At 67.2% G+C, this 18016-nt stretch carries 18 protein-coding genes; 8 read left to right on the top strand and 10 right to left on the bottom strand.

Translation table 11 applies throughout. The features are described 5' to 3' along the window. Nucleotides 1-25 precede the first annotated feature (25 nt). Nucleotides 26-568: a sigma-70 family RNA polymerase sigma factor gene (locus tag NBV68_RS08885; protein WP_296308923.1), complete on the bottom strand. Its 543-nt coding sequence runs from the start codon at nt 566-568 to the stop codon at nt 26-28. A 221-nt stretch (nt 569-789) separates the two neighbouring features. Here NBV68_RS08885 and NBV68_RS08890 point away from each other — a divergent pair, with 221 nt between their 5' ends. After that, the gene (locus tag NBV68_RS08890; RefSeq protein ID WP_296308925.1) at nt 790-1422 is read left to right on the top strand and encodes a DUF4142 domain-containing protein; all 633 of its coding nucleotides are present in this window, start codon (nt 790-792) and stop codon (nt 1420-1422) included. 78 nt (nt 1423-1500) lie between these two features. On the opposite strand, the gene NBV68_RS08895 is transcribed toward NBV68_RS08890, so the two are convergent. The 3 genes from NBV68_RS08895 to NBV68_RS08905 all read right to left on the bottom strand — a co-directional run bounded on the left by NBV68_RS08895 (nt 1501) and on the right by NBV68_RS08905 (nt 5048). Further along, complete coding sequence (locus tag NBV68_RS08895; RefSeq protein WP_296308926.1) at nt 1501-2967, bottom strand: trehalose-6-phosphate synthase; 1467 nt, start codon at nt 2965-2967, stop codon at nt 1501-1503. A 111-nt stretch (nt 2968-3078) separates the two neighbouring features. After that, nucleotides 3079-3810 carry a trehalose-phosphatase gene (gene otsB, locus NBV68_RS08900; RefSeq protein WP_296308928.1) on the bottom strand — a complete coding sequence of 244 codons (732 nt, stop codon included), beginning with the start codon at nt 3808-3810 and terminating at the stop codon, nt 3079-3081. Beyond that, nucleotides 3807-5048: a cation:proton antiporter gene (locus tag NBV68_RS08905; RefSeq protein ID WP_296308929.1), complete on the bottom strand. Its 1242-nt coding sequence runs from the start codon at nt 5046-5048 to the stop codon at nt 3807-3809. The genes otsB and NBV68_RS08905 overlap by 4 nt, the downstream gene beginning before the upstream one ends. A 169-nt stretch (nt 5049-5217) precedes the next feature. Here NBV68_RS08905 and NBV68_RS08910 point away from each other — a divergent pair, with 169 nt between their 5' ends. Further along, complete coding sequence (locus NBV68_RS08910) at nt 5218-5751, top strand: hemerythrin domain-containing protein (protein WP_296308930.1); 534 nt, start codon at nt 5218-5220, stop codon at nt 5749-5751. 449 nt (nt 5752-6200) lie between these two features. Here the strand turns inward: NBV68_RS08910 and NBV68_RS08915 are convergent, their stop codons facing one another. Then, the gene (locus NBV68_RS08915) at nt 6201-6977 is read right to left on the bottom strand and encodes a hypothetical protein (protein ID WP_296308931.1); all 777 of its coding nucleotides are present in this window, start codon (nt 6975-6977) and stop codon (nt 6201-6203) included. Nucleotides 6978-7397: 420 nt separating this feature from the next. Between NBV68_RS08915 and NBV68_RS08920 the strand changes: the two genes are divergently transcribed. Continuing rightward, a complete protein-coding gene (locus NBV68_RS08920) occupies nt 7398-8150 on the top strand; it encodes a Crp/Fnr family transcriptional regulator (protein WP_296308933.1) in 753 nt (250 codons plus the stop codon). A gap of 16 nt (nt 8151-8166) precedes the next feature. Here NBV68_RS08920 and NBV68_RS08925 read toward each other — a convergent pair whose 3' ends face one another. Then, nucleotides 8167-8538 carry a response regulator gene (locus NBV68_RS08925; protein WP_296308934.1) on the bottom strand — a complete coding sequence of 124 codons (372 nt, stop codon included), beginning with the start codon at nt 8536-8538 and terminating at the stop codon, nt 8167-8169. A 12-nt stretch (nt 8539-8550) separates the two neighbouring features. Further along, a complete protein-coding gene (locus NBV68_RS08930; protein ID WP_296308936.1) occupies nt 8551-10689 on the bottom strand; it encodes a PAS domain-containing protein in 2139 nt (712 codons plus the stop codon). A 164-nt stretch (nt 10690-10853) separates the two neighbouring features. Here NBV68_RS08930 and NBV68_RS08935 point away from each other — a divergent pair, with 164 nt between their 5' ends. Then, nucleotides 10854-11096: a hypothetical protein gene (locus tag NBV68_RS08935; RefSeq protein WP_296308937.1), complete on the top strand. Its 243-nt coding sequence runs from the start codon at nt 10854-10856 to the stop codon at nt 11094-11096. A gap of 165 nt (nt 11097-11261) precedes the next feature. Further along, nucleotides 11262-11999, top strand: a complete 738-nt coding sequence (locus NBV68_RS08940; protein ID WP_296308939.1) for a Crp/Fnr family transcriptional regulator — start codon at nt 11262-11264, stop codon at nt 11997-11999. Here NBV68_RS08940 and ligD read toward each other — a convergent pair. Together ligD and NBV68_RS08950 are read right to left on the bottom strand one after the other, a co-directional pair. Beyond that, nucleotides 11996-14482 carry a DNA ligase D gene (gene ligD / locus NBV68_RS08945; protein WP_296308941.1) on the bottom strand — a complete coding sequence of 829 codons (2487 nt, stop codon included), beginning with the start codon at nt 14480-14482 and terminating at the stop codon, nt 11996-11998. The genes NBV68_RS08940 and ligD overlap by 4 nt on opposite strands. A 7-nt stretch (nt 14483-14489) precedes the next feature. Continuing rightward, a complete protein-coding gene (locus NBV68_RS08950; RefSeq protein WP_296308943.1) occupies nt 14490-15353 on the bottom strand; it encodes a Ku protein in 864 nt (287 codons plus the stop codon). Nucleotides 15354-15512: 159 nt separating this feature from the next. On the opposite strand from NBV68_RS08950, the gene NBV68_RS08955 reads away from it, so the two are divergent. The 3 genes from NBV68_RS08955 to NBV68_RS08965 are packed head-to-tail and all read left to right on the top strand — an operon-like array spanning nt 15513 to nt 17183. Next, nucleotides 15513-16106 carry a hemerythrin domain-containing protein gene (locus tag NBV68_RS08955; protein WP_296308944.1) on the top strand — a complete coding sequence of 198 codons (594 nt, stop codon included), beginning with the start codon at nt 15513-15515 and terminating at the stop codon, nt 16104-16106. A 31-nt stretch (nt 16107-16137) separates the two neighbouring features. Then, nucleotides 16138-16635: a hemerythrin domain-containing protein gene (locus NBV68_RS08960; RefSeq protein WP_296308946.1), complete on the top strand. Its 498-nt coding sequence runs from the start codon at nt 16138-16140 to the stop codon at nt 16633-16635. Beyond that, nucleotides 16635-17183: a CinA family protein gene (locus NBV68_RS08965; protein ID WP_296308948.1), complete on the top strand. Its 549-nt coding sequence runs from the start codon at nt 16635-16637 to the stop codon at nt 17181-17183. The genes NBV68_RS08960 and NBV68_RS08965 overlap by 1 nt, the downstream gene beginning before the upstream one ends. Before the next feature lie 4 nt (nt 17184-17187). On the opposite strand, the gene NBV68_RS08970 is transcribed toward NBV68_RS08965, so the two are convergent. Next, nucleotides 17188-18016, bottom strand: an 829-nt coding sequence (locus NBV68_RS08970) for a hypothetical protein (RefSeq protein WP_296308950.1), incomplete at its 5' end; no start/stop codon positions are given.

Raw genomic sequence — 18016 nt, forward strand, 5'->3', positions numbered from 1 at the left:
ATCCGGAAGCGGGCCCGCAGCTTGTTCAGGCCTCGGGGAGAGCCTCGCCGTTAGCGATGATAGTGCGCATCGCCGCCCGCCCGCGGTTGATCCGGCTCTTGACCGTGCCGAGCTTGCAATCGGCGACCTCGGCCGCCTCTTCATAGCTCAGCCCCGCGCCCGCGATCAGCAGCAGCATCTCGCGCTGGCCATCGGGCAATTGCCGCAAGGCGCATTCGAGATCGGCGACATGGATGCGCTCTTCCTGATCGGGGGCCTGAACCAGCAGCCGCTCGGCCGCTTCGGGCTCCCAGGCGACGAGCCGGCCCTGCTTCCTCACCGCGTTGTAGAACTGGTTGCGCAGGATCGTGAACAGCCACGGACGGAACTTGCTGCCCGGCAGAAAGGTATGGCGTGAGCCCCATGCGCGCACCATCGTCTCCTGGACCAGATCATCGGCCATCGCCATGTCGCGCTGGCGGCACAGCGAGCGCGCGAAGCTGCGCAGCGCAGGGAGCGATGCGGTCATCTCGGTGGTGAAGCAGGGTGGCGGCTGGTTCGAGGCGGTCTTGCAGGCGGTCTTGGGCATGGCACCTTGTCCTTGTCTCCCTCCCCCTTGCGTCCTTGTCGGCGACCTCGGCGGCAGGTTCCCTAAACTCGGCAAGGATTTGGACGGGCAGAACGCGGGCTCAGCGCGGGTGCTGGGGGGCTAAAGCGGGTCACTGGCCTATGTGAATTCGCCGCTCACAGCGCTTGCCTACACCCTTGCCCGAACCCGCCCGGAGGGGCGCTGAAGGGAAGGAACAACCTATGCGATTGGCACTGATGATGGCTGCGAGCCTACTGGCTCTTACGGCCTGCGACGGGCAGGAAGGGGCCGACGGCGCCGCAGGAACCGCCACCGGCGACGCCATGGCAGGCAGCAATGCCGATGCCGATGGCGCATTTGCAGAGGCGCCGCCCAGCGCGCAGGAATTCGCGCAGCAAGTGGCGTTGTCGGACATGTACGAACTGGCCGCCGCGCGTGTTGCGATGGACCGCGCCGAGGGCACACCGACCCGCGAATTCGCGCAGATGATGATTACCGATCACTCCCGCTCCACGCAGGCGCTGAAGGATGCGGTCGCGGCCTCGGGCCAGACGCTGGCGATGCCCGACCGGATCGACAGCGAACACCAGGCGCAGGTCGATATCCTCGAAAGCCTCAACGGCCCGGATTTCGACCGCGAATACATCAGCCAGCAGACGGCCGCTCACCGCAAGGCGCTGACCCTGCTCAAGGCCTATGGTGCCGGTGGCGAGAGTGCCGAGCTGCGGCAGTTTGCGCAGAGCACCATCCCGACGATCCAGAAGCACGCAGACTGGCTCGACAACAATTCCCCGAGCCCGAGCGCGACAGGCGGAACGCCGGGCGCCACGATGGATACCACCACCACGCCATAGGCGGGCGGCGGCAGCCTCTATCTCCCAGGGCCCCCGCGTGGACGATCCCGTCCGCGCGGGGGCTTTTGCGTCTGCGGCTCAGCGCCGGGCGCTGGCCGCATCGGGAAGTCGGGCCACGTTGGTGGACGTGGGGGCGGGGGCCTCGTCAGGCTGCTCGGCAAGCGCCGCCATGAAGGTTTCGGACCACCAGAGCACATCGTGCTTGGTGATGGTCGCCAGCATTGCCTGATGTCGTTCCTGCCGCTCGGCGAGCGGCATGGCGAGGGCGCGGGCGATCCCCTCGGCGATATCCTCGATCGAGTGCGGGTTGACCAGCACCGCTTGCGGCAGCTGTGCCGCAGCCCCGGCAAAGCGCGACAGCACCAGCACCCCCGGATCGGCCGGTTCCTGCGCTGCGACATATTCCTTGGCGACCAGATTCATCCCGTCGCGCAAGGGAGTGACGAGGCCGACCCGGGCGGCGCGGTAGATGCCGAACAGCTCGTCGCGCGAATAGCCCTGATTGACGTAGCGGATCGGCACCCAGTCGATCGAGGCGAAGGCCCCGTTGATGTGCCCCGACAGCGCATCGAGATCGGCGCGGATCTGCCGGTAGCTCGCCACGTCCCCGCGCGAGGGCGGGGCGATCTGGAGCAGGCTCACCTTCTCGCGCAGCTCGGGGTGATCGGTCAGCAGCAGCTCGTAGGCGGCAAAGCGTTCCTGCAATCCCTTGGAGTAATCGAGCCGGTCGACGCCGACGATCATGTCGCGCCCCACCGCGCTCGTCACCAGCCGGCTCTCGGTCTGCTTGGCGGCCATCGAGTGCACTGCGCCGGCAAAATCATCGATGTCGAGCCCTATCGGGCAGACCAGCAGCCGGGTGCAGCGCTCGCCAAGGCGCAGCGCCTCTGCCTCGAGCGTCGCCTCGAACTGGACGGTCGCATAGTCGATGAAGGCCTGACGCCATTCCTCCGACTGGAACCCGATCACATCGTAATCGAGCATCCCGCGCGCCAGCTCGCGGTGGCCGGGGAGCGACATCAGCAGGCTCGGCGGGGGCCAGGGGATGTGGAGGAAGAAGCCGATCCGGTTGGCAAAGCCGCGCGCGCGCAGCTGGCTGCCGAGCGGCATGAGGTGATAATCGTGCACCCAGATCAGATCGTCGGGCGCGATCAGCGGGGCAAGCGTGTCGGCGAAACGCTCGTTGACCCGCGCATAGCCCCCGGCGAAGTCGCGCGCGATCTCGGTGAGGTCGAGCCGGTAGTGGAACAGCGGCCACAAGGTGCGGTTGGCAAAGCCGTTGTAATATTCGTCGATGTCCTGCGCTTCGAGGTCGATGGTCGCGGTCGCGACCCCGTCGGCGCGGTGAAAGGCGATTTGCCCTGTGAATTCCTCGGTCTGCTCACCCGACCAGCCGAACCAGATGCCGTTGCTCTGGCGCAGGGCGGCGGCGAGCGCGACAGCGAGCCCGCCGCGGTTGGCGCTCTCGCCGTCGGTTCCGACAGCCACGCGGTTGGATACTGCGATCAGCCGCTGGGTTTGGGTTTGCGTTTGCGTGTGGGGCATGGGGGCCCTTTGGTTGCGGCCGCCGGGCCGGAGGATGCGCGCGCCGGAGGGATGGGTTCGCTCCGGACGCCGGGGGGTGCCTTCGCCCAAGGGGGGCGGGCAAAAAACCGCCTATGTGAAAAAAGCGTCGCGACCGCCTGCGGCAAGCGCCCGGATGCCTTCCAGAACCGCCGCGGGGCTGGTTAGCACGCCGTCGGCATGGGCAGCGATGCGCGCGCCGACGGCCAGCCCGCGCCCGCCCAGCGCACGCGCCGCAGCAATCGCGGGGATGTCGGTGAAGTCGTCGCCGATATAGAGCGGGGTGCTCCCTTGGAACGGCGCCAGCGCCATGATCGTGTGCACCGCATCGCCCTTATCCGCGCCCGGCAGGCGCAGTTCGTAGACCATGTCGCCTTCCTGAATGACGAGATCATGCGCGGCGGCGCATTCCTCGGCCCACGCCTTGACCGGCTCGCGCAGGCGCGGGGCGAGGCGGTAGTGGAGGCCGAGGCCGTAGCTTTTCAACTCTACCACCACGCCTTGCGCAGCGCCGAAGCGGGCCTCGGTGGTGCGGGCAAGGCGGGCGAAGATTTCCGCCGGCGGGGGCACCCGGCGGTGCGCATCGTGGCGCAGCTCCAGCCCGTGGCTCGCCGCGACCGTCACCGACCACAGCGCCCGGCCCCACAACCCGTCGAGCTGCTCGAGCGAGCGCCCGCTGATGATCGCCAGCCGCCCCTCGAGCCGCTCGCACGCCGCGGCGATCAGCGCACGCAGCTCCTCGTCCACCGCTACGCCGTCTGGGGTGCGGGCGGTGGGAACCAGTGTGCCGTCGAAATCGAGCAGCAGGGCGAGGGGGGCGGTCATGCTGCGGGCTCCGGTTCGGGTTCGGCATCCTCGTCGGCGCGGATCCCGGCCAGCACCGCGCCTGCGGTGAGACCGTGGACCGCCGCCGACAGCGCGATCGTCACCAGCACCACCAGCCACAGATCGGCCAGCATCGCGACCGGCGCCATCCCGGCGGCGAAGGCGAGGTAGTAGAGGCTCCCGATCCCGCGCACGCCGAAGGCTGCGGTGACGAAGCGTTCGCGCGGGGGCAGGTCGGTGCCCGCCAGCGACACCCAGCCTATCAGCGGCCGGATCACGAAGACGAGCGCCGCGGCGATGGCGACATGCTCCCAGCGCACGTCGGCTGCATAGGTGCCGAGCGCCGCGCCCACCATCAGCAGCAGCACCGCGGTCAGCGCGTGCTCGATGGCGAGGTTGAAGAGGTGGAGGTTGCCGTGGAAATCGTGGTCGCGCTCGAGGCGGCGGAACACCAGACCCCCCACGAAGCAGGCGATGAAGCCGTAGCCGTGGAGGAACTCGGCAAAACCGTAGCACACGAACACGCCGGCCAGTGCCAGCACCCCCGATCCGGTCGCCGACAGCGCGTTCCCGGCCGGCCAGCGGAACACCATCTGCCCGAGCAGCCAGCCCACGCCCGCACCCGCCACCGTGCCGGCGAGGATGCGATAGGCCAGATCATACGCCAGCCAGTCGCCCGCCTCGGTCATGGTCAGCCCGGCGGTCGCGGCGAGCGCGAGGTAGACGAAAGGGAAAGCGAGGCCATCGTTCAACCCGGCCTCGGTGGTGAGCGCGAAGCGCACCGGATGCTCGCCGCCCTCGGTGGGCGGGCCGACCTGCACGTCGCCCGCCAGCACCGGGTCGGTCGGGGCCAGCACCGCCCCCAGCAGGAGCGCGCTCGCCAGCGGGAAGCCTGCGGCAAGGCCCGCAAGCGCCAGCGCACCGATGGTCAACGGCATGGCAACCACCAGCAGACGCCATGTCGGTGTCCAGCGTGCGAAGGGCCGCACCACGTCGAGCCTGAGCCCGGTCGCGAACAGCGCGACGATCACCGCCATCTCGCTCAGGATCTCCCACCATTCGGGGTCGGCGATCGGCCGGAACAGCGGCGGGTCTTCGGGGACCGCCAGCGCGCAGACGACACCTGCCAGGATCAGCAGCGCCGACGCCGCCGGCTCGCGGCCCGAAACGAAGCGCGGCAGCCAATAGGCGAGGATGATCGCAGCGCCCGCGAACAGCAGGAATTGGTGATAGGACATCGAGGTGTTGCTCTGCCGCAGGAGGCCGGGGTGGGAGGACCGCGGGGATGGCGCTGCTGCTGCCCGCAGGCACTAACCCGGGATAGGAACGCAGGCAGTGGGCGCTGCGAAGCGGCATCCTAGGGTGGGCCCGTCGATTGCCCGACAAACCAGAATCGAAAGGCTCCCCATGTCGTTTCTCGACCGTATCGCCTCCGCGCTCGCCCCTGCCGCCACCGACGAACAGCGCCGCGAGACGCGCGCCGCCTTCGAGGAGCTGTCGGTGGGCGAGCCCTTTGCCGAGGACATCCTTGCCCAGCACCGCCGCATCGAGGCGCTGTTTGCCGAAGCGCGCGAAGCATCGAGCGGGCCCGGCGCCGATGCGCTGATCCTCGAGCTTGCGGTGCTGCTCAATGCCCATTCGATGGCCGAGGAAGCGGTGATCTACCCCGAGATCTCGGAAAATTCGAGCAAGGCGCACGCCGGGATGGCCTATGAGGAGCACGCCATGACCAAGGTGCAGCTCGCCGCGCTGCAAAAGCTGACCCCCGGCACGCAGGAATGGCGCGAGAAGCTCGACCATATCGAAAGCGCAGTGCAGCAGCATGTCCATCAGGAGGAGGGCAGCTGGCTCCCCGACGTGATCCGCTATGCCCCGCTGGAAGTGCGCCAGCGGATGAGCGTCGATTTCCGCGAGTATTTCGAGCGGTTCGACCGCAGCTGAGTTTCTCCCGCCCCGGCGCGGACTGCGACCGGCCGCGCCGCCGCAGGAGCCGCCCGCAAGACCATGGGAGAGCAATTTCCCCCGGTTTTGCGGGCGTTTTCGTGCCTGACCGGGACTGCTCGCTCTGCGCTCGCAAAAAACCCCGCCCATCGCTGGGCGGGGAGTTGATTTGGGGCAATGACCGGACGAAGTGGAAACCTAACGCGCGCCCGGTCACCGAGTCACCAGAGGGATCGGGAACCCCCAGGTAAGCCGATGCTGCCTGCCTTACCCACAGCACGCTTTAACCTAGATTGTATCTGCGAGAATTCTAAGATGTCCGCAATATGAGGCGCGGTGTGGGTCGCTCACTGCGCCAAAGGCAAAAAAACCGCGCCCCGGGCCGAATGGGCCGGGGCGCGGGGAGGAGGGACGGCGGCGAACGGGGGCGTGTCCACCGCCGCTTTCGATCAGCTCGTGGTGGACCCCGATTTTCCGGTGATCTGGCTACCCGAGCCGGCCGAGTCTGATGAACTGTTTCCGTTGCCGGAGCTGCCTTCGCTCTGGCGCTTCTTGCGCCATTCCTCGAACTTGCTGTCGAATTCGTCCTGCTGGGTCTGGCGGTATTCGTTGTAGTCGTTGTCGAACTGCTCCATCTGGCGCTGGCGCCACTGGCTGTAGCTCGGATCGTGGTGGTGGCCCTGACCACCTTGGCCCTGCTGGCCATACATGCCCTGCTGGCCGTACTGGTGGCTCTGCCCATAGTTGCCCTGACCCTGCTGGCCCTGACCCCACTGGCTCTGGCCGTGCTGCGAGTGGCCCATCATGGCGTCCTGGCCGCCCTGACCGCTCGACCCGAAGCCGCCCCGGCCGCCGCCATAGCCGCTCTGACCATATCCGCTCTGGCCGTCATTGTTCTGAGCATAGCCCGAACTCTGCCCACCGTGGCCGCCGTAGTCGCCCTGGTTGCCATAGCCGCCCTGCGATCCGGAGGGGCCCTGGCCTTCACCGAAATTGCCCTGGCCGTACTGGTTCCGGCCATGCCGGCCCTGATCATGCTGGCCGTGCTGGCCATATTGACCCTGCTCCTGCTGGCCGAAGCGGCCCGGGCGGTTGCTCTGATCCCATTCCCCGCCGTTCTGGCCGGAGCCGCTCTGGCCGCGCTGGTGATCGCTGTTTTGCTGCATCTGATCCTCGCGGCCGCTGTGGCCCTGGCTCTCGCGGTTCTGGTTGCGCTCGTTCGCCATGTCTTACGTCCTTTCCGGTTGGGGTTCCGGCCCGGCTGGCCCGCCGCGCTGGATCCGGTTTTCAAGGTGACAGGGGCAAGGCGAGACCCCCTTATCCTGCATTACCCACGCCGGACGCCCCGACGTCATCGGGGGACGCCCTGCCGAAACGGCGTGACGCGGTGGGAAGGCGGGTCTGCGCCATCAACTAATCGCCGCAAGAATCGCCTGACAAAGCTTTGCAATTTCGCCGATTCGCCAAGCACCGCAGTGTCTGCTAGACATCTCATTCGCGGGGCGCTCGCGGGCACTCCTACGACAATTCGCAGCGTATCTGGGATGAGCCGCAAGGGATTCGACACTCAGGGTAACTTTTGATCAAGAGAAGCCGGTGCTAATCGGGGAAAGTGCAATTCCCGCAACACTCCAAGGAGCAAGCACGTGTTCAATCCTTTCCTGCTGCGGCTTATGCATGCTGCCGAACTGGGTGATCAGGAGATCCAGGCGGTCGAGGAATTGTGCCGCCAGCCCCGTGACATCGGTGCTAAGAAATATCTCTCGCGCGATGGCGACGAGATGCACTCCTTCCCTGTCGTGCTCAGCGGTTGGGCCGCGCGCTACCAGATCCTGCGCAACGGCGCGCGCCAGATCACGCGGCTGCTGCTGCCGGGCGATGCCTTCTACTTCGACTGCTCGCCCAACGGCATTGCGATCGAGGAGGTCATCACCCTGAGCCCCTGCAAGATCGTCAATATCACCCATGCCGACATGCGCCGCCTGATCGACCGCTTTCCGGCCGTGGGCGAGGCGATGCGTTCCTATGGTTGCATGGAGAATGCGGTGCTCGCCTCGTGGGTGGTCAATGTCGGCCGCCGCGACGCGCTCGAGCGGATGGCGCACCTCATCTGCGAGGCCCATTACCGGCTCTCGCTGGTCGATGCGCATCAGGGCCAGCAGATCTATTTCCCGCTGACGCAGGATGATCTGGCGGACGTGCTCGGCCTCACCCCGGTGCACATCAACCGCAAGCTCCAGCAGCTGCGGCAGGAGGGGCTGATCACGCTGCGTTCCAAGCAGCTGACGATCCACGACCTGCGCACCTTGCAGCAGATCGCGGGTTTCGATCCGTCCTACCTTGCGCCGCGGGTTCAGACCCTGCGGGAGCGCGAGCGACTGCGGGTCATCGCCGCATGACCCCCGCCGCCGCCCGCTAGCGGGCGGCCGCGGCGCTCGCCAGTGCGGCCATGATGCGCGCGGCATCGGCGGGCTTGGTCAGGTAGCCGCTGCCCGCCAGATCATCGGGCAGCATCGCCGCATCATAGCCGGTCAGGAACACGAACGGGATTGCCTGCGCCTTGAGCGCGCGGGCGAAGTCGAACGACAGCCCGTGGCCGAGATTGATGTCGATCAGCACCGCATCGATCCGCCCTTCCTCGAGCAGCGCTGGCAGATCGGGGATCGTCGCCGAGATCGCAATCACCTTGGCGCCGGCGGCCTCGAGCAACTGGCGGCAGTCCTGCGCCTGGTAATAGTCATCCTCGAGAATGACGATGCGATAGCCGGATAGGGCACGGTCGGTCATGCGGCACTCCTCTCAGGATCGCGGGTCAAGAATGCTGCCGGCGTCGACCAGCGGGAATTCGAGCACGGCAAGCACGCCGGTGTCGTGCACCGTGAAGCGCCCTTCGCCCTGCAGCTCGTAGGGGACGCGTTCTTCGATCAGCTTGCGGCCGAAGCCCTTGCGATTCTGCTTTGCCTTGCGCACCGGCGCTGTCTCCTGCCAGCGCAGGATCACCCAGTACTTCTCGCCGCGCTGCTCGGCGTCCCACACGATCCGGATATAGCCGGTATCGCCGAGCGCGCCGTATTTGACCGAGTTGGTCGCAAGTTCATGGATCGCCAGCGTCACGATCTCCGCCGCGTGGGGAGAGAGCGCGATCTCCGGCCCCTCGACGTGGCACTTGTCGTCTTGAACGGCGTGGACCAGCAATTCCTCGCGCACCAGTTCGGCAAGGTCAACGCTGCGCCCGGGCGAGCGGGTGAGGGTGCTCTGGGTGCGGCCCATCGCCTGGAGCCGTCCGATCAGGTGATCGACATATTCGTCGACATGGCGGTGGCTCGGCGCCGAAAGCCGCGCGACCGAGCGGACCATGCCGATGAGGTTCCTGACCCGGTGCTGCAATTCGGCGACCAGCAGCCGCTGCCATTCCTCCTCGCGGCGGCGCTGGGTCATGTCGACCATCGCGCCGAGCATGCGCACCGGCTTGCCCTGTTCGTCATAGAGGAAGCGCCCGCGCGCCGACAGCCACACCACCTCGCCATCGGGGTGGCAGACGCGGTATTCGCTGATGTAGTCCTGCCCGCTCTCCATCGCCTCGGCCAGCCGCGCGACGGCGATTTCGCGGTCGTCGGGATGGACCCGCTCGGCCCACAATTCGTAAGACGGCACGACCTCGCCGGGCTCGTAGCCTTCCATGCGGTAATGCTCGTCCGACCAGTGGATCTCGCCGCTCTCGACGTTCCAGTCCCACAGGCCGACCTTGCCGATCTCGCTTGCCACCCGCAGCATCTGCGCGCCGTGGGCAAGCTCGCGCTCGGCGAGGCGGCGGTTGGTGATGTCGGTCGACATGCCGAACCATTCGGTGATGGTGCGCTGCTCGTCGAACACTGGCACCGCACGCGAATAGAGCCAGCCGACGCTCCCGTCGGGCCGCAGGTAGCGGTGCTCGACGTCGATCGGCTGTTGGGCCGCGATCGCCGTGTCGACAGCATCGCGCACCATCACCCGGTCGGATGGCGTGACGAATTCCTCGATCCAGTCGCCCGGCCCGGTGGCCTCGCCGAGCAGGCTTTTCCCGCCGAGCTGTTCCATCACCGTACCTTCGGGGTTCATGCGGAAAATCAGGTCCGAGGTCGCCTCGATCAGCGAATGAAGGCGGTTCTCGCTGTGACGCAGGGCGAGCTCCATCGTCTTGCGCTTGCCGATATCCTCGAACAGGATCCCGAGCCGATGCGGCGCGGTCTCGCCGATCGGGAAGGCGAAGACATCGAACCAGCGGTTCATCGCCTGGGATTCGCTTTCGAATCGCTCGGCGACGCCCGTCATCGCGATGCGGCCATATGTGGCGACCCACTTGTCCTCGATATCGGGCTGGAGCGTGCGCATGGTCTTGCCGATCGGATCGGTCAGGCCGGACTGGTCGAGAAAGGCGTCATTGCCCTCGATGAACAGGTAGTCGATCGGACGGTTCTCGGCATCAAACTGCACCTCGATGACGCAGAAGCCTTCGTCGATGGCATCGAACAGCAGCTTGTAGCGCGCATCCGCCTCGCGCTGCAGCGCGCGGGCCTGGTGTTCGGTGGTGATGTTGCGCATCCGCGCCATGATCGCGCGGCGGCCGGAATAGTGCAGCGGGCAGAGCACCACCTCGTAGACTTCGGGACGCTCCTTCGCCTCGCGCACCAGCACCTCGGGCGCGGTGCCGAGGATCGCGCGTTCGAAATCGGGCGCCCAGTGATCCGCCAAATGGGGAAAGCGATCCCGCAATGTGGCCCCGGTCGGATCCTCGATCGCCAACAATTCGCACATCACCGGATTGGCGGCGAGATAGCGCCAGTCGGTCACGCTTTCCCCCGGCACGCCGATGGGCTCGAGGATGCAGACCGCATCGGGCAGCGCGCCGAAGGCGGCGCCGAACAGGCTGTCATCGGTCTGGGGAGAGAAGTCGGCCATGCCCTCTGCTTTCGCGCTAATCCCCAGCATAGGAACTGCGCCCGGTAAGCTGATTAACATATGTTATCTGCGCCGGAAGCCCTTGCCGCGCGCTAATGCAGGATAGGGATACTGAAAGTCGTTTGGCGCAAACCGGAAAATCCTTTCCATGGAGAAATTTCCCGATGCGCATGATCCTGACGCTGCTCGCCCTTGGTGCGGGTGCCTATGTTATTGCCCGGCGCACCGGCAGCGGCGCTGCGCCGCGCGCGGCCGCCTTTGCCGATGGCCAACCCTCCGACGGCTTGCGACCCGTGCGCGATGCCGGGCCCGAAGCAATGCGCGATCCGCCGCAGAGCGAATGGAACAAGGTCGACGAGGCCAGCGACCAAAGCTTCCCGGCAAGTGATCCGCCTTCCACCTATTGAGCGGGCACAATCGCGAAAAACGTCAATATCCGCTCATGCCGGCGCGATTCCCCTTCAGGCAATCGCATGCTGGGTAGCTAAGAGGCTATCGAAGGTTAGTGTCATTCCACGCGTGTTCTTCTTGATGAAGTCCGGGCTTCAGCCTGTCCAAGTTGGGGAATTACGATGATGCCGACATTGACCGCCTCGGGAATTGAACCCCTATTCCGTCTCCTCGGGCGCTACATGCCGCTCGAAGAGGCGGACCGCCGCGCTCTCGGCACGCTAGAGACCGGGCCGGTGTGCCTCGCCGAAGCGCGCAGCGACATCGCGCACGAGGGCGACAACCCGACGGTCATCCGCCTGCTGATTTCCGGCTGGGCGTGCCGTTACAAGGACCTGCCCGACGGGAGGCGCCAGATTGTCGGCTTTTTCCTGCCGGGCGATTTCTGCGATCTCAACATCTACATCCTCTCCGAGCTCGACCATTCGATCGGCGCGCTGACAGCGGTGCGCTATTACGAGATCCAGCCGCGGCAGTTCCAGGAGGTGATCGACCAGCGCCCGCACCTGCTGCGCGCGCTGCTGTGGCACGAGATGGTCTCGGCCGGAATCCAGCGCGAATGGCTGCTGTCGATCGGACAGCGCTCGCCGCTCGAGCGGCTGGCGCATCTGTTCGTCGAGCTCTATTGTCGCCTCAAGGCGGTGGGGCTGGCGACGGGCACGGGTTTCGACCTGCCGATCACCCAGAACCATCTCGCCGAGGCGAATGGCCTCAGCCTCGTGCACCTCAACCGCACGATCCAGGAAATGCGGCGCGAGGGGCTGATCGAGCTGTCCGAGCGGCAATTGCGGATCGTCGATCTCGACCGGCTGAAGCGGGTGGCTATGTTCAACGACAACTACCTGCACTTCAACCGCTAGAGTGCGGGCAGGGTCTGGCTGGCAAAGCCCCAGCCCTTCAACGCGGGTGAGGCGGCGCGCTTGGCGAGCGCCTTCGCGTCGGTAATCGCGAAGGGGTGGGCGCTGAGGCTGTCGGCGAGTTCGTCCCAGCTCACCGGCACGGCCACCGGAGCGCCGTCGCGCGCGCGGGCGGAGTAGGGCACCACCGCGGTGCTGCCGCGCTGGTTGCGCAGCCAGTCGATGAATATCCGGCCCTTGCGCTTGGCCTTGCTCATGGTCGCGGTGAAGCGCTCAGGCTCGGCCACGCTGAGCGCCTCGGCGAAACGGCGGGCGAAGTCCTTGTGGTCTTCCCACGAATGGCCGGGGGTGAGCGGGGCGATGACATGCACCCCCTTGCCGCCCGAGAGCATCGCGAAGCTGGCAAGGCCGATCTCGGCAAGGTGCTGGCGGATGGCCTGTGCGGCCTGCCTGACGTCGCCCCAGTCGAGGCCCTCGTCGGGGTCGAGGTCGAAGATCATCCGGTCGGGGGCCTCCACCCCATCCGCGCGCGAGGCCCAGGCGTGGAATTCGATCGTGCCCATCTGCACGCATTGCAGGATGCCGCGCGCATCGGCGAGGGCGAGGTAGTCCTCGGTCCCCCCGTCCTTCTCGCGGATCGGCACGCTGTGCACGGCGTCACCCAGCGCGCCACTGTCGTGCTTCTGGAAGAAGCACTTCTTCGCGCGGCCTTGCGGACAGCGGACAAGACTGATCGGGCGGTGGGCGAGAAAGGGCAGCATCAGCGGCGCGATGGCGACGTAGTAATCGGCCAGATCGCCCTTGGTCTCGCCGGACCCGGGAAAGATCACCCGCTCGCGGCTGGAAATAGCGACATCGGGGGCGGGAGGGGGAGCGGCTTGCGGGCGCTCGGGCCTGACGGCCTTTGCGTGCTTGTCGGTGCGCAGACCGATGAAGCTGGCGTGGCGCACGCTGCCGGCGGCGGTGAATTCGGCGAAGGCGACTTCGGCGACCAGTTTCGGGGTGAGCCAAGTGACCCCGCGCGCGGCGGTCTTTTCCACCTCGACCGGCGGCGTCTTGCGCACCAGCGGCTTCATGCGCGGCGCAAGGTCGGCCATCGTGTCGCCATCGAAACCGGTGCCGACATTGCCCTTGTAGACCAGCTTATCCCCTTCATGTTGCGTGAGCAGCAGCGAGGCGAAGGGCCGTCCGCGCGCGCTTGACGCCTTGAAGCCGATGATCACGAATTCCTGCCGACGGGTGCATTTGACCTTGACCCAGTTGCGGCTGCGACGGTGGGCATAGGGGGCGTCGATCGCCTTGGCGATGATCCCCTCCTGCCCGGCGCCGCACATCGCATCGAGCAGCTTTTCGCCCGCGCCGATCACGTGGTCGGCGACATGGATGGGGGGCGGGGCCTCGGCGAGCAGCGCCTCGAGCCGCTCCTTGCGCTCGATATTGGGGAGGGCGGTCAGATCCTCGCCATCGAGTTCGATGAGGTCGAAGGCGTGGAAGGCCAGCGCATCGCCGACGCCTTGCGCGCCGTGGCCGCGCTTGAGGATTGCCTGAAGCGCGGAGAAATCGGGATTGCCCTTGGCATCATGCGCCACGATCTCGCCGTCGATCAGCGCGCTCGGCAGGTCGAGCGCGGCGATGGCGGCGGCGAGGGGCGCGAACTTGTCGGTCCAGTCCTGTCCGCTGCGGGTATGGACGCGCACCTCCTCGCCCTTCGCGGCGACAAGCGCGCGGTAGCCGTCGAACTTGATCTCGTGCATCCAGCCATTGCCGGCGGGGACGGCGTCGACGAGCGTTGCCAGCTGCGGCTTGCGGAAGGCGGGGAGTTTGGCCGCCTTCGCTTTCGCAGAGGGCGCCGGAGTCTTTCGGGCCTTCGGCTTCGGCGGGACGGGGGCGGGAGTGGGCGCGGCGTCCTTTCCCGCCGCGATCTCGGCCATCGACCGCCCCGTCGCGACGCTGGTGAGCGCCTGCTCCACCAGCGTCTCGCCTTCCTCGGCGAAGGCATCGGTGACCTTGCGCAGCAGCCAATTCTCGCGCTTCTCGCCCGGGCGCGGCTTCAGCCGGATCAGCATCCATTCGCCCTTCATCCGCTCGCCTTGCAGGGTGAAGTGGAGGTGGCCGTCCTCCAGATCCTTCGCGCTCTTGCCCGCAATCGGCGCCCAGGTGCCGCGGTCCCACAGCATCACCGTGCCGCCGCCATATTCGCCCTTGGGGATGGTGCCCTCGAAGCTGGCATAGCTGAGCGGGTGATCCTCGGTGCGCACCGCGAGGCGCTTGATGGCGGGATCGAGGCTCGGGCCCTTGGTCACCGCCCAGCTCCTGAGCACGCCGTCCACCTCCAGCCGCAAGTCCCAGTGGAGCCGGCTCGCCGCGTGCTTCTGGACGATGAAGCTGTTGCCCGCTGCCTTGGCCGCCTTGCCCTGCGGTTCGTTGGTGCGGGCAAAATCGCGCTTGGCGTTGTAGGCGGCGAGCGGATCGGGCTTGCGCGGCATGACCGGCTCAGGCGCGCTTGCGGGCAGCGGGCTTCTTGGCGGGCGCCTTCCTGGCCGGGGCCTTCTTCGCCGGAGCCTTGCCCTCGCTCCCCACCGATTTCTTCAGCGCCGCCATCAGGTCGACGACATTCCCGCCCCGGCTGTCCGGCTCGCCCGCATCCTCGATGATCGCCTTGCCGGACTTCGACTTGGCCTTCTTCGCGATCAGCGCCTTCAAGGCCGTGACATAGCGGTTCTCGAACTCGCCCGCATCAAAGGGTGCGGTGCGTTTCTCGATCAGGGCGGTGGCGAGATCGAGCAGCTCGGGCTCGGGCTTGGCATCGTCGATATCGGCAAAGAAGCTTCGGCCCGCGCGGACCTCGTCGGCATAGCGCAGTGTTTCGAGCAGCAGCCCCTTGCCGCAGGGCTTCAGGGCCACGAGCTTCTCGCTGCCGCGCACCGACAGCTGCCCGAGCGCGACCTTCTTCGACTGCCGCAGCGCCTCGCGCAGCACCACGAAGGCCTGTTCGGCGAGCTCGTCCTTGGGGGCGACGTAATAGGGCTTTTCGAAATAGAGCGGGTCGATCTCGTCGCTCCCTACGAACTGCACCAGTTCGAGCGTGCGCCTGCTTTCGATCTTCACCGCCTCGATCTCGCGCTCCTCGAGGAGGACATACTGGCCCTTCTCGACCTCGTAGCCCTTGATGATCGCATCGCGGTCGATCGGGCCGATGCCGGGCACGACCTTTTCATAGGCGATGCGCTTGCCGCTGGGCTTGTGGATCTGGTTGAAACGGATTGCCGCGCCCGCCTTGGTGGCGGCGAAGACTTCCACCGGGATCGAGACCAGCGCAAGGCGGATCTGCCCCGACCAATAGGCGCGTGCTGCCATGCTTGTGATGCCTCCCGGGTCGAATCGTCCGCCCGGTGGGCTGTGCCGCGCGCGCCCTCATCCCGCACTAACCTAGGCGTGTGCCGCCGTGCGGCGCGCGGGCGACAAGGGGGAAGGCCATGACCGAATCGAACGCAGGCCTGCCCAAGGAGAGACCCCATGTCGCGCACATCCGCCCGCAGCCACGCCCCCAACGCCCGCAGCGAAGAGCCTTCGAGCATCATCGCCACCGCCGCCAGGAGCGTGCTGGTCACCGCCGGGGTCGCCGCGATCGCCAACCTCGGGCGCAAGGCCATGACCCAGGCGCCGACCGCGATGGCGCGCGACTGGTGCGAGGGCCTGACCCGCGAGCACGAGGCGACGCTGGCCGCGATCGACAAGCTGATGGCGACCTCGGCCGAGCACCCCCACCGGCGCACCGTGCAGATCACCGCGATCAAGCACATGATCACCAAGCACGCGCTGCAGGAAGAGAACGTCATCTACCCGATGATCGCGCGCGAGGCGGCCGATGCGACGGGCGAGCTCAACAAGGAGCACGGCGAGGTGAAGGCGATGCTCTTTGAACTCTCCCGCATGGACAAGGCCGACCCCGCCTTCGCGACCACGCTGGCGCAGCTGCGCAGTGCGCTCGACGAGCACATGCGCGAGGAGGAAGAGGTGCTCTTCCCGGCGCTGCGCGATCGGCTCTCGCAGGACGAGAACCGCAAGCTCACCCGTGCGATGAACATGGCCGGCGTGATGGTCGCCTGAACACCGCTCCCCAGGATAGAAGGAACATTCAATGGCCAAGCAGCCGCAACGCGACGCGCTCCAGATGCTCGCCGACGATCACCGCACCGTCGAGGCATTGTTCGAGAAATACGACAATGCCCGCAGTGCCTCGGTGCAGGCCAAGATCGTGCGCCAGATCTGCGAGGAACTGACGATCCACGCGATGGTCGAGGAACAGGTTTTCTACCCAGCCGTCCACGACGTGGTCGAGGATGACATGATGGACGAGGCGCAGGTCGAGCATGACAGCGCCAAGGCGCTGATCCTCTCGCTGATGACGGCCGAACCCGGCGAGGAATTCTACGAGGCCAAGGTCAGCGTGCTCAAGGAGCAGGTCGAACACCACGTCTACGAGGAGGAGCGCCAGCGCGGCAGCATGTTCGCGCAGGTGCGCAAGGCCGACATCGATCTGGACGTGCTCGGGCAGGAGATGGCGGCGTTGAAGAAGCAGCTTCAGGAGCAGGCCAAGGCCGGAGGGTTGCCCCAGCCGGAGAAGATCGCCCTCTGATGGCAGCGCGAGACGATCCGGCGGCGGCAACGACCGCCGCCGTTCCGGACATCGACGAACTGCATGCCGCGGCGCGTGCGCTGCTCGGGGCACTGGATGCGGCGGGGATGAAGCTGGTGACGGCCGAGAGCTGCACCGGCGGCTTCCTCGCCTCGCTGCTCACCGACATCGAGGGGCTGAGCCACGGCTTCGACCGCGGCTTCGTGACCTATTCGAACAGCGCCAAAGAGCAGATGCTGGGGATCGACCGCGGGCTGATCGCGCGCAGCGGCGCGGTCAGCGAGCCGGTGGCGCGGGCCATGGCGCAAGGCGGCCTCGACCGTTCGCGCGGGGGTATTGCGCTGGCGATCACCGGGATTGCGGGTGGCGACGACCCCCAAGAGCGCGAAGGGCCGGGGGTGGTCTATGTCGCCGCGGCGATCCCGCACCAGTCATGGGTCTATCGCAAGGATTACGGCGAGCGCCCGCGCGCGGCGGTCCGCAACCTCGCGGCCGCGGCGGCGCTGGCGGCGGGGATGCGGGCGATGGCGTGGAAGCAGGCGCTCTAGCGCTCTAGCAGGCGTCCGGCGCGGTGCTGATCGCAAGAGCGAGATCGTGCCCGCCGCCCACCGCCAGCACCACCAGCGAACCGTCCTGCCGGGTGTGCACCGCCCGGCTCTCCCGCCTGCCGGTGACGGTGTTGACCTGCGTCACTCCGTAACACCCCGGTGCAAGGCCGGTGAGCTCAATCCGCGCGGCGATGGTCTCGTGGTGTTCGTTCGGCATCAGGCAGATGATCGCCTGATGCGCATCGCCGCAGCCAGCCACCAGCCCCTCGAAATCATGGACCGCGAGCCGATCCCCGAGCGACGCGCGGGCGAAGCGGGCCCAGTCGATCAGCGGCAGGAAGGCGGCGAGCCCGGCTTGCGCCGCGTGCATCGCGGGCAGCAGCACATGCGGATGGCGATAGGGCCAGCGCATCCCGCCCCCTGCGCCGCCGCTTGCCAGATGCGCCCACTGGGTGCGGCGGAAGCAGGCAACATCGAAGCTGTCGGGCAGCGTCGTCCCGCCATCGCAGAAGGTGTGGACCGGGCCGTGCTCGCTATCCATCAGCGGGCGCAGCGGCGGGCACTGTTCGAGCGCCGCGCCCAGCAGCCGCACCGTCGCCTCGGCCGGGACGAGCGTGCTGGCGGGCGCATCGAGCGTGCCGGGCTCGTAAAGATGGACGCTCGCGAAATCGAGCGAGGGGTGGCGGAACACCACCTCGCCGAGCTCGGGCGTGGCGACGAGATTGGGGTGGAACACCGAGGCGGTCTGCAGATGCGCGCGGCCGTGGCGGGCGATCTCCTCGGCCCTGAGCGCTGCAGAGACCTCGGAGACGAAGGCATGGGTCGCGGCGAGC

Source organism: Erythrobacter sp. (assembly GCF_023653175.1).
In the GTDB taxonomy this organism is placed as follows: domain Bacteria; phylum Pseudomonadota; class Alphaproteobacteria; order Sphingomonadales; family Sphingomonadaceae; genus Erythrobacter.

Bases quoted from the DNA above. Each gene is read 5' to 3' on its own strand.
- NBV68_RS08940 (WP_296308939.1), top strand. From the start codon at position 11,262: ATGATGCCGACATTGACCGCCTCGGGAATTGAACCCCTATTCCGTCTC.
- NBV68_RS08910 (WP_296308930.1), top strand. From the start codon at position 5,218: ATGTCGTTTCTCGACCGTATCGCCTCCGCGCTCGCCCCTGCCGCCACC.
- NBV68_RS08955 (WP_296308944.1), top strand. From the start codon at position 15,513: ATGTCGCGCACATCCGCCCGCAGCCACGCCCCCAACGCCCGCAGCGAA.
- NBV68_RS08950 (WP_296308943.1), bottom strand. From the start codon at position 15,353: ATGGCAGCACGCGCCTATTGGTCGGGGCAGATCCGCCTTGCGCTGGTC.
- NBV68_RS08915 (WP_296308931.1), bottom strand. From the start codon at position 6,977: ATGGCGAACGAGCGCAACCAGAACCGCGAGAGCCAGGGCCACAGCGGC.
- NBV68_RS08885 (WP_296308923.1), bottom strand. From the start codon at position 568: ATGCCCAAGACCGCCTGCAAGACCGCCTCGAACCAGCCGCCACCCTGC.
- NBV68_RS08895 (WP_296308926.1), bottom strand. From the start codon at position 2,967: ATGCCCCACACGCAAACGCAAACCCAAACCCAGCGGCTGATCGCAGTA.
- NBV68_RS08960 (WP_296308946.1), top strand. From the start codon at position 16,138: ATGGCCAAGCAGCCGCAACGCGACGCGCTCCAGATGCTCGCCGACGAT.
- NBV68_RS08930 (WP_296308936.1), bottom strand. From the start codon at position 10,689: ATGGCCGACTTCTCTCCCCAGACCGATGACAGCCTGTTCGGCGCCGCC.
- NBV68_RS08925 (WP_296308934.1), bottom strand. From the start codon at position 8,538: ATGACCGACCGTGCCCTATCCGGCTATCGCATCGTCATTCTCGAGGAT.
- NBV68_RS08905 (WP_296308929.1), bottom strand. From the start codon at position 5,048: ATGTCCTATCACCAATTCCTGCTGTTCGCGGGCGCTGCGATCATCCTC.
- otsB (WP_296308928.1), bottom strand. From the start codon at position 3,810: ATGACCGCCCCCCTCGCCCTGCTGCTCGATTTCGACGGCACACTGGTT.
- NBV68_RS08935 (WP_296308937.1), top strand. From the start codon at position 10,854: ATGCGCATGATCCTGACGCTGCTCGCCCTTGGTGCGGGTGCCTATGTT.
- ligD (WP_296308941.1), bottom strand. From the start codon at position 14,482: ATGCCGCGCAAGCCCGATCCGCTCGCCGCCTACAACGCCAAGCGCGAT.
- NBV68_RS08965 (WP_296308948.1), top strand. From the start codon at position 16,635: ATGGCAGCGCGAGACGATCCGGCGGCGGCAACGACCGCCGCCGTTCCG.
- NBV68_RS08890 (WP_296308925.1), top strand. From the start codon at position 790: ATGCGATTGGCACTGATGATGGCTGCGAGCCTACTGGCTCTTACGGCC.